The organism is Dyella halodurans (assembly GCF_026283925.1).
Taxonomy (GTDB): Bacteria; Pseudomonadota; Gammaproteobacteria; order Xanthomonadales; family Rhodanobacteraceae; genus Dyella; species Dyella halodurans.
Window position 1 is genome coordinate 667,002 of the sequence record NZ_JAPDPF010000002.1, and the last position, 15,955, is coordinate 682,956.

Here is a 15,955-nt window from a genome sequence, read left to right on the forward strand (position 1 = left end):
CGGCCGGTCGAATCCAAGCTAAGGAGATACGACGGCGTGTTCAGAGCACTGCACAAAGGTCTGGTCTGGCTGGTCGACCAAAGCGGTCGCCATCACTACATCGTGTTGCTGCTGGCGGCGCTGCTGGCGGCGCTGAGCCTGATGGCCGCGTCCCATCATCTGAGCATCGATACGAATTCCGACCACCTGTTTTCCGAGCAGTTGCCCTGGCGCCAGCGTAGCGAAGCCTTTGCCCGGCAGTTTCCCCAGTTCAGCGATACGCTGACCGTCGTCGTCCGCGCGCCAACGGCCGAGGAAGCACGCATTACCGCCAAGGCGCTGAATGAGAAGCTGGCGGCGGACCCCAGCCACTTCCGCTCGTCCACCACGCCTGGCATCAGTCCCTTCTTCGATCGCCAAGGCCTCGTGCTGCTGCCGCCGAAGGATTTGTCGGACACGATCAGCAGCATGCTGCAAGCGCAGCCACTGCTCGGCCCGCTGGCGACTGACGCGTCGGCACGCGGCCTGTTCAAGGGCATCGACCTGATGGTCGAAGGCGTCCGCCACGGCATGACCGACGATCTATCGTCGTATGACGCTGCACTCGGCAATGTGGCGGATGCCATGGAAGCGGCCCTGGCCGGGCATGCGTCGCCGCTGTCCTGGCAAGCCTTGCTGACGCCGAATCTGGTGGGCAGCCACGGTGGCCAGGAGTTTGTGCTGGTGCATCCGGTGATGGATTTCCGTGCCCTGGAGCCTGGGCGTGCGGCTACCGAAGCGATGCTGAGGCTTGCCGCCGAGTTGCCCGCCGTCAAGGCGGGACGCGCGAAGATCAACTACACCGGCTCGGTGCCGCTGGCCGACGAAGAATTCTCCTCGCTCACCGATCGGGCCGGACCCATCGCCATTGGCAGCAGCCTGCTGCTGATCTTCTGGCTGGTGCTGGCGCTGGGCACCTGGCGACTGATCGTGCCGGTGGTGATCACCCTGGTGGTCGGACTCATCTATACGCTGGGTTTCGCCGCGCTCGCCGTCGGCCGCCTGAACCTGGTTTCGGTGGCGTTTGCCGTGCTGTTCATTGGCCTGGCCGTCGACTTCGGCATCCAGTTTGGCGTACGTCTGCATGCCCGCCAGTACAGCGACCGTACGTTTGACGATTCGCTGCACGAAACGGCGCATCGTGTGGTGAGTCAGGTCGGCCTGGCGGCGCTGGCGACCGCCTGTGGTTTCCTGGCGTTTTCACCCACGGATTTCACCGGCGTGGCCGAATTGGGCACCATCGCCGGCGTTGGCATGCTGCTGGCCCTGCTGTGCACGATTACCGTGTTGCCGGCCCTGCTGCGCCTGCTGAGCAAGGGTTCGCCCCACGCGGAAGTGGCCTTGCCGGGCGGTGCCGCCGCGGATGGCTGGCTGGAGCGCCAACGCAAGCCGGTGCTGGTGGTGTTCGCCTTGCTGGGCTTGGCCGGCCTGTGGGGCGCGATCACCATTCCATTCGATGCCAATCCCTTGCATACGAAAAACGCGAACAGCGAAGCCATGCGCACGCTGACCTCGTTGATGGACGATCCCAACACCAATCCGTTCACCATGGACGTGCTGGTGAAGGACCTCGCCACCGCACAACAACTGAGCGAGCGCCTGGGCAAACTGCCCGAGGTGGCACAGGTCGTTTCGGGTGTCGATTTCGTACCCGCCGACCAGGCGGACAAGCTCGACCAGATCGCGCAAGCCTCGGACTTGATGTATGCGGTGCTGAACCCCGGTGAAAAGGTGGCGCCGCCCAGCTATGCCGAAATGCGCGAGACGGCCAAGGACACCAGCGAGGGTATTGCCAGCGTGGCCGACAAGCTCGCGCCCAACTCGCCCTTGCGGCGCATTGGCAAGGCCCTGGGTCGACTGGCGCAGGGGACGGACGAACAGATGGCCACCGCCAACCAGTCCTTGACGCAATTCCTGCCGTACACGCTTAACCAGTTGGCCGACTCGTTGTCGGCCCAGAAGATCACCATGCAGAGCCTGCCCGCGGATCTCAAACGCGACTGGTTCACGCCGGACGGCCAGGTACGCATCCAGGTCACGCCGACGGCCAAGGCGCAGAACACGGCCGGCTTGCGTCGCTTCGTGAAAGTCGTGCAGGACGTGGCACCGGAAGCTGCTGGTTCGGCCGTCGACACGATCAAGGCCGCGGACACGATACTCGACGCCTTCCGCGAAGCCGCTGTCTACGCCACGCTCGCCATCGGCGTCGTGTTGATGTTGGTGCTGCAGCGCTTCCGCGATGCCGGCCTGGTGCTGGCCACGTTGCTGATGTCCGCGCTGCTCACCGCCTTGCTGGCGCGGCTGCTGGGCATTTCGATCAATTTCGCCAACATCATCGCCCTGCCCTTGCTGCTTGGCGTTGGCGTGTCCTTCAATGTGTATTTCGTGATGAACTGGCGCCACGGCATGCACCATTTCCTCGGTTCGCCGACGGCGCGCGCGATCCTGTTCTCGGCGCTTACCACCGGCACCGCGTTCGGCAGCCTGGCCATTTCCCGCCACCCGGGGACCGCCAGCATGGGCCTGGTCTTGTTGCTGAGCCTGCTCGCCGTGCTGCTGTCGACCTTCGCCTTCCTTCCCGCCGTGCTGTATTCGATCCGACCAGCCGATTCGACCAAGACAAGCGCGCACTCGCGCCCTGCCTAACGCCTCGCCACTTCAACCTGGAGTCTGCATATGGGTTATCAGCGCCGATTCGCGATCGTCGTCCTCACTCTCGCCGGCATGTTCATGAGCATCAGTGCGAGCGCGCACGCGATTCTTGTCGACAGCACGCCCAAGGCCAATGGCAGCATGGCGGCGGGCCACGCTGCACTGGTGCTCAAGTACAACAGCAAGATCGACCAGGGACGATCCCGCCTGGTCCTGGTCGGACCCGATCACAAGGAAACGCCGCTTGCCATCTCGGCCAGCGCGGACCGGCCCAACGAGCTCGACAGCAGCGCGGAACTGAGTCCGGGTGCCTATGTGATCCACTGGCAGGCGCTGGCCCTGGATGGGCATATCACCCGCGGCGACCTGCCTTTCACGGTGAGCGCCAAGCCGTAAGCCTGCACGTCCCCGTGTTGCAACCTCCTGCTGTATCCACCGATCATCCGTGGGTGATTCCGTGACCCTGCTCGTCGATCTTTTCGGCTATCTCAGCGTGATCCTGCACAGCATGGTCATCGTGGCCCAGTCCATGACCCTGGGTGGCCTGCTGTTCCTGGTCTTCCTGCTGCATCCACTGGCCCGCACGTTGACGAAGGGCGACGAGCTGCAGCAGCGCGTGGTGCGCCTGACGCGCTTCAGCGCCTTGGGCCTGGTCGTTGCCGAGCTTGCTGCCACGGCCTTGCAGGTCTCCGTGCTGGTGACGACGGTCGATCTGCCGCTATCGAATGTGCTGCAGGCAGCGTTCGCGGTGTCGGGCGGGCTGAAGATGCTCAGCGCCGCACTCATCTTCCTGTGCCTGGGCGAGCGCACGCTGGCCGGGCGCCGCTCCCGCCTGTTGCTGCTGTTGTTCGGCGTCGTTGAGCTGGCCGCGGCCACGGTCACCACCCATGCCTATGCACGGCTTAGCGACAACCTGCTGCTGCTCTTTGTGGAAGGCCTGCATCAATTCGGCGCCGCCGTCTGGATCGGCGCCATTCCCAGCTTCGTTCTCGTCTTGCATCATCTGGAGGACGCCGAAAGCCTGCGCCTGGTCGGCACGCGCTTTTCCCGCATGTCGATGCTTGGCGTTACCTGCATCCTGCTGTCCGGCGCGCTGATGTGCGTGTTCTACATCGGCGACCTGCAGGGGTTTTATGGCACGGCCTACGGCGTCATGGTGGGCGCCAAGATCGCCATGTTCCTCGCCTTGCTGGGGCTGGGCTTTGGCAACTTCCGCGTCACCGAGCGCCTGCGCAAGGGGCAACCGGCGCAGGTGCTGCGCATGCGCCGCTTCGCCGAAGTGGAAATCGGCATCGGCTTCACCATCTTCTTTGCGGCCGCATCGCTGACCTCCGTGCCACCCGCCATCGATCTCACCACGGATCGCGTGAGCCTGCACGAAATCGCCGAACGCAACGCACCCGCATGGCCCCGCTTCAGTTCACCGGACCACGACCAGCTGGCGGTCTCGCAATTGCAGGCGCAACTCGATCGCGACGCTGCGCGCGAACACCAGGTGGCGGCATCGGCCACGCTGCCGGGCTCGGGCATCGCGCCGCCACGCAATGCGCAGGACATGGCGTGGTCGGAATACAACCACCATTGGGCCGGCATGTTCGTCCTGCTGATCGGCCTGCTGGCCCTGCTCAATCGCGCCGGCGTCGGATGGGCCAAACACTGGCCCCTGCTTTTCCTGGCCATGGCGGTGTTCCTGTTGCTGCGCTCCGACCCGGAGGTATGGCCGCTGGGCCAGGAGGGTTGGTGGGCGGCGTGGCGCGACGTGGAGGTCGCCCAGCATCGCTTCTTCGTGCTGCTGATCGTGCTGTTCGGCTACTTCGAGTGGTCGGTGCGCACGGGGCGCCTGCGCAACGAACGCGCTGCCCTGGTGTTTCCGTTGCTGGTGGCCGTCGGTGGCGCGATGCTGCTCACCCACAATCATCAGATCTCCAACGTCAAGGACCAGATGCTGATCGAGCTGACGCATACGCCGCTCGCGTTGAGCGGCGTGGCAGCAGGCTGGGCACGCTGGCTGGAATTGCGCCTGCCGGGACGCGGCGGTCGCATCGCCGGCATCGTGTGGCCGCTCTGCTTCATGCTGATCGGCGTCATCCTGCTGTGGTATCGGGAAGCCTGAGTCGAACCCCACAGGTTCGACTTGGTACGAGCGCTTCGCCAACAGGCAAGGTCAATGCACGCGATGGACCACCATGTCGACCAGCGCATCCAGATGCGCGGCCGCTGCACCAAGCGGCGCCAGCGCAGCGTGGGCGCGCTCACCGAGTTGCCGTGCAAGCTCACGTGATTCTTCCAGGCCCAGCAGCGAAACGTAGGTGGGCTTGTGGTCCTGCGCATCCTTGCCCGGCGTCTTGCCGAGCGTGGCCGCGTCCATGGTGACGTCGAGAATATCGTCCACCACCTGGAATGCCAGGCCGACCGAGCGCTGGTATTCGTCCAGTGCCGCCAGCATGTCGGAGGTGAGCGGCTCGGGTCCACAGTGGGCGCCCATGAAAACCGCTGCGCGCAACAACGCGCCCGTCTTCATCCGGTGCATGCGTTCGAGTTGATCGCGCGGCAGGATGCTGCCGACGCTGGCCAGGTCGATGGCCTGCCCACCCACGAGCCCGAGCGAACTGCTTGCCTTCGCCAATTCCTGCATCAGGGCCACCCGCTGCGTGGCTGACGCGGGCGCGTCAGCGATCACCGCGAAGGCCTGCGCCTGCAAGGCGTCGCCCACCAGGATGGCCATGGCTTCGCCATAGCGCACATGCACGGTGGGCTGGCCACGACGCAGCAGATCGTTGTCCATGGCTGGTAGATCGTCGTGCACCAGCGAATAGGCATGGATCATTTCGATCGCACTGGCGGCAGCATCGAGGAGTGACGGCGCGGCGCCCACCAGTTCGCCGGCCGCGTGGCAAAGCAAGGCACGCACGCGCTTGCCGCCGCCCAGGGTGGCGTAGCGCATCGCGTCATGCAGGGTCTCGGGTGGACTTTCGGCCGACGGCAAATAAGCCGCCAGCGCGACTTCAGTGCGCTGGACGATGCTTTTCACCCAGCTTTCGATTGGCTCGGCACCCAGGACTGGAGCAGACGACTCGGGCCAGAGCTGTATAGCTTCACTCACTGAAATCTCCCACTAGTGAACGGCAACCCGCTGCGCCCCAAAGGCAGGCAGGTGGCGGATGATTTGTTGGGCCATGGCACGTGCCGCGGCGTCGGCTGCAAAAATGTCTTCGAGTTGATGGTGCGCGGCAAGGGGCGGCAAGCGGTGCAGTGCCTCCTCCACGACCTGGGCGATCGCGGTGAAGCGAATCTGCCCCTGCAAAAAAGCTTCCACTGCGATCTCGTTCGCTGCGTTGAGCGTCACGCTGGCGGCGCATCCATCGCGCAGCACCTCCAGCCCCAGGCGAAGACAGGGGAAGCGCGACAGATCCGGCGCGGCAAAGCTCAGGTTGGCCATGCGGGTCAGGTCCAGCGGCGCCACGCCGGAGTCGATGCGCTCCGGATAAGCCAGGGCATGCGCGATCGGCGTGCGCATATCGGGGTTGCCGAGTTGGGCAAGCACGGATTGGTCGGCGTAAGCCACCATCGAATGAATCACGCTCTGCGGGTGGATCACGACTTCGATGCGCTCGGCTGGCATGTTGAACAGCCAGTGCGCCTCGATCGTCTCCAGCGCCTTGTTCATCATGGTGGCCGAATCGACCGAGATCTTGCGACCCATGACCCAGTTCGGATGGGCGCAGGCCTGATCGGGCGTGACCTCATCGAGGCTATCCAGGGCACGGGTGAGGAACGGCCCGCCCGAGGCGGTGAGGATCAGGCGCTCGACACCAGCGCCGGACTTCAGGCAGGTTCCCAGGCACTGGAAGATCGCGTTGTGCTCGCTGTCCAGCGGCAACAAGGTGGCGCCGTGCTCGACCACCGTGCGCATGAACAGCGCGCCCGACATCACCAGGGCCTCCTTGTTCGCCAGCAGGATCTTCTTGCCCGCACGGGCCGCGGCCAGCGAGGAAGGCAGGCCGGCGGCGCCGACGATGGCCGCCACCACGGTATCGCACTCTTGCGAACTGGCGACGGCGCACAGCGCGTCCGCGCCATAAGTCACTTCAGTATCCAGGTGCGCTGCCCGCAACTTCTGTTCGAGCCGGGCGGCATCCGCTGCCTCGCCAACAACCACCAGGGCCGGTCGAAAGGCCAGGCACTGATCGTAAAGCCGGTCGATGCTGCGATGAGCCGTCAGGGCGGTCACCGTGAAGCGATCAGGATGGCGTGCGACCACATCCAGCGTACTGCCACCGATCGAACCCGTGGAGCCAAGGATGGCGAGACGCTGTGTTCCATGCGATACGGTTGGGCTACTCATGACGCGACCTCCAGATGGCACGCACGTCGAGAAAGTCGTCAGTTTCGTTTCACTTTTCGACGAAAGCGCGCTCGATCACATAGTCGCCAGGCTCGCGGGTGCGAGGTGATGCCTGGAACCCGCGACCATCGAGCAGTGCGCAGGAATCGTCCAGCATGGCCTGGCTGCCACACAGCATCACCCTATCGGTCTGCGGGTTCAACGGGGGCAAGCCGGCGAACTGGCTCATGCTGCCTTCGACGATGGCATCCGTCAGTCGTCCGCGATGGCGGAACGGTTCGCGCGTCACGCTGGGGTAGTAGACCAGCTTGTCCCGCACCAGCTCTCCCAGGTATTCGTGCCTGGGCAGCGTTTGCTCCAGGTATTCGGCGAACACGAGATCGCTGATCCTGCGCACGCCATGCGCGAGCACGATCTTGTCGAAGCGGGCGTAGGTTTCCGGGTCGCGCACGATGCTGAGAAACGGCGCCAGGCCGGTGCCCGTACCGAGCAGGTAGAGATGCTTGCCTGGCTTGAGGTCGTTCAGCACCAAGGTGCCCGTAGGCTTGCGGCTGACCATCACCGGATCGCCCGGGCGCAAGCCTTGCAGACGTGACGTCAGCGGGCCATTGGGCACCTTGATGCTGACGAACTCCAGGTGCTCTTCGTAATTCGCGCTGGCGATCGAGTAGGCGCGCAACAGCGGTCGCCCCTCAACCTCCAGGCCAATCATCACGAAATGGCCGCTGTCGAAGCGGAAGCCTGGATCACGCGTGGTGCGGAAGCTGAAAAGGTTGTCGTTCCAGTGGTGTACGTCGATCACGTATTCCGTCGCCAATGCCACCATACCAGCCACCGCCCCAGTGATTGAGAGTGAGGAATCTTTGCGACCTTCCGACCGAGCAAGCTGGCAGACACCGGATCTCGTCGGTCCTGTCCAGGTTCACCGGCCACCTGCGCCCACGTCGGTCATCGTCTTAGTGCCAGTTTCGACAAACATAAGTCAATGAGAAGTGCAGCTGGCCTCCTGGGACGCGGCCAGCCGAACAGCAGCAAGCCCGACTCCGTTTCGAGTCGCACGCCGCGAGCCCGACATGGCCACCTTAGTCCCATCAGCTACCGAGCAGGGGGCGCAATTGCTCCAGCTCCGCGCGCAATCGAGCGACCTGGGCGTTCGCCTCATCGCGCTCACGCAGCACTTGCTCGTAGATGACCGTGGGCACCGACTGCACGGCCTGCAATTTGCGCTTCGCGCGGTAACGCCGCGCCCGCTCCGCCGCACTCAACGCATCCGCTTTTCGCGGCCGACCGCGGCGGCGCTTGAAGATCAGGGGCATCGCAATCGTCCCGGGATCGAAAGGGTCAACCATGGCCACTCCTCCTCGTTTTGGCGGGCATATTTTATGTGACGTCACTTAAATAATCAAGCAAAAACCTGTTATTTCGCAACAACTAAGCGAAACATGTTCGAGCGATAGCAAGGACTTGGGCACGACGTGGCGACCACCGGCGTGGCCGCCAGGCGTTCACGCAACAAGGAGACGCCAACGGCTACCGTCACCCAAAAAGCGCCGCACCACGACGAACGCGTCGTCCGGGTGCCGCCCCAATCCCCATCGGGCAACGAGGAAGAACCGAACATGGACTCGCTGTATGAGTGGTCGTCGCGAGCGATTCGCCGTGTCTACGACGCTCGCATCAAGACACCGCCCGTACTGGACGTCGACACCTGTTTTCCCGATGGCAGGCGCTTCGTGGCGGCATGGCCGCAGATTCGCCAGGAAGCACTGGCCATTCTCGAAGGCGCCCAGGCGATACCGCGATTCCACGAGATCATGCCCGCGCAGGCGGAGATCTCGGCGGCTGACGGCAGGGATTGGCGCATGTTTCTGCTGAAAGTCTACGGCCAGGCGATCGAGGCCCATATGGAAGCCTGCCCGATGCTGGCGCAACTCGTGTCGTCATCGCCCGACGTGCTCTCGGCCACCCTCTCCTTCCTGGCCCCGCACAAGCACATTCCGCGTCATTGCGGACCCTTCCGCGGCATCCTGCGCTTTCAGCTCAACCTGGAGGCACCCGTCGACGCGTGGGGACGGCCAAGCAGCGTGCTCTGGCTCGCCGGCCACGAACACCGGCTCGGCAATGGCGAATGCCTGCTATGGGACGACACTTATCCGCACGAAGTATGGAATCACAGTGAACAGACGCGCATCGCCTTGCTGCTGGACGTGCGCCGCCCCGATATGCCGCTGAGACTGCGCCTGTTGTCGCGCGCCGTTACGACCGGTGTTGGCATGGTGGCGCGCTGGCGAGGCTTTGCCTGATCGCCAACACCCGCCAGTGTAGGAGCGCACCCAGTGCGCGCCCCAACTTGCCGTAATCCCGCATCGTCGCTTCGTAGGTTTTTCGCGCACTGGGTGCGCTCCTACAAGGCCCGGCCTTCTCCCTGGCGGGGAGAAGGCGCAGAAGCGCAGCGACTAAGCGCGACGCCCCGTCTCGAACAGGAACCATACGCGGCGTTCGGCTTCGTCGATCCAGTTTTCAAGCAGGCTGGCCGTGGCCACATCGCCATAGCCGTCGCATAGTTGATGGGTGGCGCGCATATAGGCCGCGAGCTGGATATTGTCCTGGCGCAGCTCGGCCAGCATGTCATCGGGCGTGACGAAGTCGGCGTCGTTGTCCAACAGGCGCTGCGTGCGTGATGCCTGTCCGACCGAACGCAGGGTCGTGCCGCCCAATTTGCGCACCCGCTCCGCAATGGGATCGAGCGTGGCGTAGATCTGATCCGACTGCTCGTCCAGCAGCAGGTGATAGTCGCGGAAATACGGGCCCGACATGTGCCAGTGGAAGTTCTTGGTCTTGATGTACAGCGCCAGCACATCCGCCAGCAAGGTGTTGAGTTCGGCGGAAATATCGCGCGTGGCGTCTTCGCCCAGCGCGGATGGCGTGGCGAGCGCAGCCTTGCGGCGGGTCTTGGCCTTGCTTGTATCGTTCATGACTTGCCTCCGGGGTACCACATGGTGGGGGGAACACGATTCGACTCACGTCGGCGCAACGGGCAGCGCTGCGTCCTGATGCCTGAGATAAGCGCCTAGCGCCAGCAGGGCTGGCACCACGAAGCACCACATGCCGACCAACGCATAGAGCAACGCCCCTGCGGCGCAGCCCACCGCGAAAGCCAGCACCGCGGCCAACATGCGCGCCAGCCGCGTTTGGACGGCTGATTGTTGTTCCGCGGGAATGCCATGAATGCGATCGGCGATATCCAGCATGATTTGCGTGGTTGTGCCCGTCATCAGCGTCGAAGGTGGTGCGCCGGCCAGATGGACCCGATGCAAGCCATTCTGGATCGCCATCGCGGCCACCAGGGTCATGCCGGTGAGCGTGCCCGACCAGCTGTCGCCGGCGCCAAAGGGACCAAAACGCAAGGCCATGAGCGCCGCGGCAACTAGCAGGATCAGCTTGATCAGCAGCATGGTCCGCAGCACCGCTGTCCCCCGCGCGACCAGGCGATAGCTAAGCAGGCGCGCAAGCATGATCACCACGCAGAACACCGGCAGCGCCAGCAGCTTGGCGATGATTCCCGACGTCCCCATCACCAGCGCAGCACCAATGGTGACGAAGTTTCCGGTGACGTGCGCGGTAAACAGGCCATGCAAGGCCAGGAAGCCGGCGGTGTCCACGTAGCCTGCGTTCAAGCTGAGTATTGTCGGCAGAATGGGCTTGTCAGCCATGATGTCTACGCGCTCCAGCGGTAGGTAAGTCGATCCGAGGTCATGTCGCACTTCACCACATGTACTTCAGTTCGACGCCGAGATAGTCGCCGTCACGTCCGCCGACCTGACGGATGGCGCGACCGACATCGAAGTGCACAGCTTCCACTGCGCCGGTGAAGTTCGCGTTGAAACTGTAATCCGCACGCAGCTGGCCATAGGCGCCGGTCCAGTGCCCACCTTCCCCGGCCGTTCCTGGCAGCGGAATATTCGGCTGCAGGTAGATTGCATCGCTGGTGACCTGGCGCCACTGAAAGCCGACGCCACCAGTCAACGTCAAACCCACGATGGGTTTGATGGTCAGCGCCGGCTTCACGTGCACCAGGTTCGTATAGCCGGTAAAGCCCGCCAGGGTGAAGTAATAGCCATTGGGGAACAGCGGATTGAAGGTGCCAAGGGTGTTGTCCTTGGGGTGACGATCACCCGAGGCCGCGTCGAACTGAATGCCCAACCTCGGATGCCATGACGGCCGCTCCCAGGTAAAGCCGACGCGCGCACCGGTGCCCCAGGCATCGATGTCCTTCGAGCCGACATGCCCACGTTGCTCCATGCCTTCCAGGTCCCAGTCCAGCCCAAGCGCCGAACCTGCAAAGCGCATGTCATACACGTCGCGGCGCTCGTCGCCGGCGGCGTCGAGATACCTGACGTTGTCCCTGCTGTAGAGCGAGTAATAGGCGGACAGTTCGTTATGCCCCCACACCAGGCGCTCCACGCGCAAGGTATTGAAACGGAAGCGGTGATTGGACACATCGTCGAAGGGGTGCTCGTCCCTGTATTGCACGGGCTGGCTCATGAAACCGATAAAGCGCCACTTGCCGGTTTCCCAGTCCGCCCAGATGGCGTCGAACGACTGCCGCACATTGGGTCCGTCACGCAGCGATACGAAGCGCTGCAAATCGAAGGCAAAATCCTGCCGACCTATGCGCGCCTTGAAGGTGCCGGCCGCGAAACGCCTCGTATAGGCCACGAAGGCCAGCCTCAGGTCCCAGGGATTGCGATCGGCCCCGCCAATGACGTTCTTGTTCACGGTGCGGGCGTCTTCGATCTGCACGAAGCCTTGCCAATGTTCGTCGAGACGTAAATCGGCATGCACTTGCAGGCGCTGCAACAGATAGGTGTTGTTGGCGCTCCCGCCCACACCGAAGTTGGGCGCATCCAGCATTTCAACGCGTTCGCGCAGATTGGCGCCCAGCGAAAGGTAAGCCTTGGGGTCATCCGCGCTCAGCGACAGGTACTTGAGCGCATCGCCCCAGTCCGTGCGCAAGGACGGATCCGCCAGTGGCGACCAATCCTCCTGCCATCGGTTGCTGCTCAGCTTTGGGCGCGTCGCGGCATCCTGTGTCGGCGTGTCCTGGGTCGATTCGTTGCTGGCGTCTTGCGCCCATGCCTGGCCCGGGCACAGCAAGACGCTTCCCACCAGCGAAAGCCAGGCCGCACTCCACCCCAGGCGATGACCGGAGCCGTCGATCCGCTCCCGCACGCGATGGCACGACGCCCCCCGCTCCCCCATGGCGTTATGGGCCAGCGTTGGCGTGGATCTCCGCCACGTAGCCGCCCGGGAATTGCACGACGACGGACTCGCGTCCTTCGCTGGTGAACGGCTCGACCAACACCTGTGCGCCATTCGCCTTGGCCTTGGCCAAGGTATCGGACAGCTTGGCCACTTCGTAGCCGGTCACCTCACGCCCGTAGGGGTACGGCAGATGTCCATCGGTGACGTGGACGGTCATCTTGCCGAAGGTCGACTCGATGCGGACGCGCCGATACGTGTCGTTCGGTCGGCCGATCTCCACGCCCGGCGCCTTCGCCTCGTCGGAAACCACCTTGCCGTGCGAGAACTTCACGAAGCCTTTGACCAGCGCATCGGCACGATCGGGCGATACATACACCCGATTCTCGGGAATGCTCTGGAACGGTGCATAGGACGGCGCCGTGGTGTGCCAATACAGCTGCATGTTGAGGCCACCCGGCCATTGGATGACGGCGTCGCGGCCGATCGGATCGGGGAACGGCGACACCATCACATCGGCGCCCGCAGCCCGTGCCGAGCGAATGGCCGTGTCCATGTCGGTGACCAGGTAGCCCGTGCGCTCGTCGCCGAACGGGAACGGGATCGGCGTCTTGAAGCCGAACAGCGACACCGTGCCCACCGGCGTCTGCAACAACTGCGAGGTAGTGCTGCTCGGCGTCGGAGTTACGGTAGCCACCACCTGCTTCGTGCTCTGGCCACCGAACGTGCCAATGAAGCTGCTGACAAAACGATCGACGTCGGCAGGTGCCACATAGACGTGGGTGGTGTCGTATTGCGAGCCGACCGCGACCATGGGGGCGCCGACTTGCGTCGACTCCTTTGCCTGCACCGCGTCCATGGCGGTGAGTGAGACAAGGCCGAACAACCCCAGGCCAAAAACGGCGGCCACTGCCTTTGACGAAATGCGCATGGGTGACTCCCTGAAAACGTGCTTAGAGTGAATGACAAGACGATCGTGGAATGGACCCGAACCGCGACGCTATTCCGAGCCCAGCCGGACGGCCGCCACGCGGCTGCGCAGGTCGTACCAGGCCACCAGCAGGAAACCACCGACCAGCCCCAGGTGTTCGAAGAACGCGTTGGTCAACATGAAGCGCTCGGGCATCGGCGCATCCCAGAAGCGATTCGCCAGAAAGGTCGCCATCAAGGTAAACCCAGCCAGCAGGATGGCGCCCAGCCAACGGTAGTAGCCCAGCAGGATCAGCAGCGACGCGCCCAGTTCCAGCACGATGGTCGCCAGCGTGATGGGACCCGCCGGCGCCAGGCCGAAGTGCGCGGTCTCGGCCGTGGCGGCGCCGAGGTCCATCGCCTTCTGGATGCCGCCCTGGAGATAAGCCGCGCACAGTCCAAGCAGTGCCAGCCAATGCACGGGCCGTGTCGCGAACACCGACGCCAGTCGTGCCATACCGCCCGATCGAGCATGAATCGTGTTCACCGTCTGCTCTCCCAGCTCAGGATGTGAGCGATGGCGCCGCAGTGGCGCCGCCTCATACCGCCCAGCACGAACAACCCAGCGCACCCCAGAACGATTTCAGGTCCGACGCCGGCATCTGCTTTGACCAGGCGCTGGCATGGTCGTGACCATGAACACCGCAGTCATGGCGACAAGCGCAACTCGCCTGCACTGCAGCCTGCTGGGCCGGGCCACGTTGCTGTGCCCACGCGCCATAGCCGCCATAGGCTCGCACTGGTGACCATTCTGGCATCGCTGCCGGCACCTTGACATCGTCCAGCGAGGAAAACTCGCCGCTGCCATAGACCACGCGACCACCCACGATCGTCAGCAGCGAGGTGGTGTCGGCGATATCGTCCTCGGGGCAACTGAAGTAATCGCGATCCGGCACGATCAGATCGGCCAGCTGTCCTACCTGGATGCGACCCTTCTTGCCTTCCTCGTTGGAGAACCAGGTAACGTTCTCAGTCCACATGCGTAGCGCCGTTTCACGATCAATGCAATTGCGGCGCGGATACAGCCCCAGGCCACCGACGGTCTTGCCGGTGGTCAGCCAGGCCAGCGACACCCATGGGTTATACGAGGCGACGCGCGTGGCATCGGTACCGGCCGAGGTCTTGACGCCCTTCTCCAGGATGCGCGCCACCGGTGGCGTAGCCTGCGCCGCCGCGGGGCCATAGCGCTCCACGAAATACTCGCCCTGGTAAGCCATGCGATGCTGCACGGCGATGCCGCCGCCCAGCGCCGCGATGCGATCGATCGAACGCTCCGATATCGTCTCGGCGTGATCGAAGAACCAGTTTAGCCCTTGCAGCGGAATGTCCCTGTTCACCTTTTCGAACACGTCCAGCGCACGGCTGATGGTTTCGTCGTAGGTCGCGTGCATGCGCCACGGCCAGCGGTTCTCGGCCAGAATACGCACAACCTCTTCCAGCTCGCCCTCCATCTGCGCGGGCATGTCCGGACGCGGCTGGCGGAAGTCCTCGAAATCGGCGGCCGAAAACACCAGCATCTCGCCGGCGCCGTTGTGGCGGAAATAATCGTCGCCCTGCTTGTATTTCGACGTGCGCGTCCAGTTCAGAAAGTCGTCCTTTTCCTGCTTTGGCTTTTGCGTAAACAGGTTGTAGGCCAGCCTGATGGTGAGCTCACCGTCGGCCGCCAGCTTCTCGATGACCGCGTAATCATCGGGATAATTCTGGAAACCGCCGCCCGCATCGATCGCACCGGTCACGCCCAGGCGATTCAGGTCGCGCATGAAATGACGCGTGGAATTGAGCTGGTAATCGAACGGCAGCTTGGGACCCTTGGCCAACGTGGCGTAGAGGATCGCAGCGTTCGGCTTGGCCAGCAGCAGACCGGTTGGATTACCCGCACCATCGAGGACGATCTCGCCACCCGGTGGCGCCGGCGTGTCCCTGGTATAGCCCACCACGCGCAGTGCCGCCGCGTTGAGGATGGCGCGGTCGTACAGATGCAGCAGGAAAACCGGTGTTTCCGGCGCGACCGCATTCAGTTCCTCGATGGTCGGCAGGCGCTTTTCGGCGAACTGATGCTCGGAGAAACCACCCACCACGCGCACCCATTGCGGCGATGGCGTGATGGCGACTTGCCGCTTGAGCATGGCCATGGCGTCGGCGAGCGAGCGGGCGCCGTCCCAGCGCAGCTCCATATTGAAGTTCAAGCCACCACGAATGATGTGAAGGTGGTTGTCGATCAGGCCGGGCAAGGCACGGCGCCCTTTCAAATCGACGATGCGCGTGTGCGGCCCGGCCAGCGGCATGATTTCCGACGCAGCACCCACCGCGACGAACTTCCCATCCGCGATGGCAACCGCGTCGACCTCGGGACGCGAGCGGTCCAGCGTGGTGAAACGCCCGCCATGGAGGATGAGGTCTGCCTTGGTCGACTGGGCGTTCATCGTTGGACCCTCGTGTTTTCAGCCACATTCGAGACGGGCCGGGCCTTCGGCAGTTCGCCAAAGACATGCGGCTTGACCTGTTCGCGAATCCAGTTGGTCGCGGCAATTTCGCGGTGCCACAGGTTTTTCAACAAAGGGGGAACCTGCTCACCGATGAGAATGCCGAGCAACCCGACCAACGCAATCACCGGTGGCGCCGGCGACCGCACATTCACAAGGCTATAAATGACGCCGACCAGCAAACCGGCGGCAAGAGATAGCAAATAAGGTTTCATCGGTATGCCCT

15 protein-coding genes are annotated in these 15,955 nt (G+C 63.8%); 4 read left to right on the plus strand and 11 right to left on the minus strand.

From position 1 onward, the window contains the following. The first annotated feature begins 36 nt into the window (after positions 1-36). The 3 genes from OUZ49_RS06615 (at position 37) to OUZ49_RS06625 (ending at position 4,783) form a co-directional block, all read left to right on the plus strand. Positions 37-2,664 carry an MMPL family transporter gene (locus OUZ49_RS06615; RefSeq protein WP_266149293.1) on the plus strand — a complete coding sequence of 876 codons (2,628 nt, stop codon included), beginning with the start codon at positions 37-39 and terminating at the stop codon, positions 2,662-2,664. 30 nt (positions 2,665-2,694) lie between these two features. Continuing rightward, on the plus strand, positions 2,695-3,066 hold the full coding sequence (locus OUZ49_RS06620; RefSeq protein ID WP_266149295.1) for a copper resistance CopC family protein: 372 nt from the start codon (positions 2,695-2,697) through the stop codon (positions 3,064-3,066). A 61-nt stretch (positions 3,067-3,127) separates the two neighbouring features. Then, positions 3,128-4,783, plus strand: a complete 1,656-nt coding sequence (locus OUZ49_RS06625; RefSeq protein ID WP_266149297.1) for a copper resistance D family protein — start codon at positions 3,128-3,130, stop codon at positions 4,781-4,783. 51 nt (positions 4,784-4,834) lie between these two features. Here OUZ49_RS06625 and OUZ49_RS06630 read toward each other — a convergent pair whose 3' ends face one another. The 4 genes from OUZ49_RS06630 to OUZ49_RS06645 all read right to left on the minus strand — a co-directional run bounded on the left by OUZ49_RS06630 (position 4,835) and on the right by OUZ49_RS06645 (position 8,364). Beyond that, entirely contained in the window at positions 4,835-5,701 is an 867-nt protein-coding gene (locus tag OUZ49_RS06630) for a polyprenyl synthetase family protein (protein WP_266149299.1), read from the minus strand. 84 nt (positions 5,702-5,785) lie between these two features. Further along, positions 5,786-7,015, minus strand: coding sequence for a 1-deoxy-D-xylulose-5-phosphate reductoisomerase (gene ispC, locus OUZ49_RS06635; protein WP_266149301.1), 1,230 nt, complete (start codon positions 7,013-7,015; stop codon positions 5,786-5,788). Between the two features lie 49 nt (positions 7,016-7,064). Then, positions 7,065-7,841, minus strand: a complete 777-nt coding sequence (locus OUZ49_RS06640) for a ferredoxin--NADP reductase (RefSeq protein ID WP_266149303.1) — start codon at positions 7,839-7,841, stop codon at positions 7,065-7,067. Between the two features lie 265 nt (positions 7,842-8,106). Beyond that, positions 8,107-8,364 (minus strand): hypothetical protein, encoded by a 258-nt coding sequence (locus OUZ49_RS06645; RefSeq protein WP_266149305.1) that lies wholly within the window; start codon positions 8,362-8,364, stop codon positions 8,107-8,109. 126 nt (positions 8,365-8,490) lie between these two features. On the opposite strand from OUZ49_RS06645, the gene OUZ49_RS06650 reads away from it, so the two are divergent. Then, complete coding sequence (locus tag OUZ49_RS06650; protein ID WP_266149306.1) at positions 8,491-9,318, plus strand: aspartyl/asparaginyl beta-hydroxylase domain-containing protein; 828 nt, start codon at positions 8,491-8,493, stop codon at positions 9,316-9,318. Positions 9,319-9,471: 153 nt separating this feature from the next. On the opposite strand, the gene OUZ49_RS06655 is transcribed toward OUZ49_RS06650, so the two are convergent. The 7 genes from OUZ49_RS06655 to OUZ49_RS06685 all read right to left on the minus strand — a co-directional run bounded on the left by OUZ49_RS06655 (position 9,472) and on the right by OUZ49_RS06685 (position 15,944). After that, positions 9,472-9,990 carry a Dps family protein gene (locus OUZ49_RS06655; RefSeq protein ID WP_266149307.1) on the minus strand — a complete coding sequence of 173 codons (519 nt, stop codon included), beginning with the start codon at positions 9,988-9,990 and terminating at the stop codon, positions 9,472-9,474. A gap of 45 nt (positions 9,991-10,035) precedes the next feature. Further along, entirely contained in the window at positions 10,036-10,728 is a 693-nt protein-coding gene (locus tag OUZ49_RS06660; RefSeq protein ID WP_266149308.1) for a YoaK family protein, read from the minus strand. A gap of 52 nt (positions 10,729-10,780) precedes the next feature. Beyond that, positions 10,781-12,247, minus strand: coding sequence for an alginate export family protein (locus OUZ49_RS06665; RefSeq protein WP_266149310.1), 1,467 nt, complete (start codon positions 12,245-12,247; stop codon positions 10,781-10,783). A gap of 34 nt (positions 12,248-12,281) precedes the next feature. After that, a complete protein-coding gene (locus tag OUZ49_RS06670) occupies positions 12,282-13,208 on the minus strand; it encodes a glyoxalase (protein WP_266149312.1) in 927 nt (308 codons plus the stop codon). A gap of 69 nt (positions 13,209-13,277) precedes the next feature. Continuing rightward, positions 13,278-13,703, minus strand: coding sequence for a DoxX family protein (locus tag OUZ49_RS06675; protein WP_266149314.1), 426 nt, complete (start codon positions 13,701-13,703; stop codon positions 13,278-13,280). Between the two features lie 82 nt (positions 13,704-13,785). Beyond that, on the minus strand, positions 13,786-15,669 hold the full coding sequence (locus tag OUZ49_RS06680; RefSeq protein WP_266149316.1) for an amidohydrolase: 1,884 nt from the start codon (positions 15,667-15,669) through the stop codon (positions 13,786-13,788). Beyond that, complete coding sequence (locus OUZ49_RS06685) at positions 15,666-15,944, minus strand: XapX domain-containing protein (protein ID WP_266149318.1); 279 nt, start codon at positions 15,942-15,944, stop codon at positions 15,666-15,668. The genes OUZ49_RS06680 and OUZ49_RS06685 overlap by 4 nt, the downstream gene beginning before the upstream one ends. Positions 15,945-15,955 lie beyond the last annotated feature (11 nt).

What these genes read in the sequence shown, in the direction of transcription:
- OUZ49_RS06675 (WP_266149314.1), bottom strand. Translation starts at nt 13,703, where the DNA reads ATGGCACGACTGGCGTCGGTGTTCGCGACACGGCCCGTGCATTGGCTG.
- OUZ49_RS06670 (WP_266149312.1), bottom strand. Translation starts at nt 13,208, where the DNA reads ATGCGCATTTCGTCAAAGGCAGTGGCCGCCGTTTTTGGCCTGGGGTTG.
- OUZ49_RS06660 (WP_266149308.1), bottom strand. Translation starts at nt 10,728, where the DNA reads ATGGCTGACAAGCCCATTCTGCCGACAATACTCAGCTTGAACGCAGGC.
- OUZ49_RS06620 (WP_266149295.1), top strand. Translation starts at nt 2,695, where the DNA reads ATGGGTTATCAGCGCCGATTCGCGATCGTCGTCCTCACTCTCGCCGGC.
- OUZ49_RS06640 (WP_266149303.1), bottom strand. Translation starts at nt 7,841, where the DNA reads ATGGTGGCATTGGCGACGGAATACGTGATCGACGTACACCACTGGAAC.
- OUZ49_RS06680 (WP_266149316.1), bottom strand. Translation starts at nt 15,669, where the DNA reads ATGAACGCCCAGTCGACCAAGGCAGACCTCATCCTCCATGGCGGGCGT.
- OUZ49_RS06655 (WP_266149307.1), bottom strand. Translation starts at nt 9,990, where the DNA reads ATGAACGATACAAGCAAGGCCAAGACCCGCCGCAAGGCTGCGCTCGCC.
- OUZ49_RS06645 (WP_266149305.1), bottom strand. Translation starts at nt 8,364, where the DNA reads ATGGTTGACCCTTTCGATCCCGGGACGATTGCGATGCCCCTGATCTTC.
- ispC (WP_266149301.1), bottom strand. Translation starts at nt 7,015, where the DNA reads ATGAGTAGCCCAACCGTATCGCATGGAACACAGCGTCTCGCCATCCTT.
- OUZ49_RS06685 (WP_266149318.1), bottom strand. Translation starts at nt 15,944, where the DNA reads ATGAAACCTTATTTGCTATCTCTTGCCGCCGGTTTGCTGGTCGGCGTC.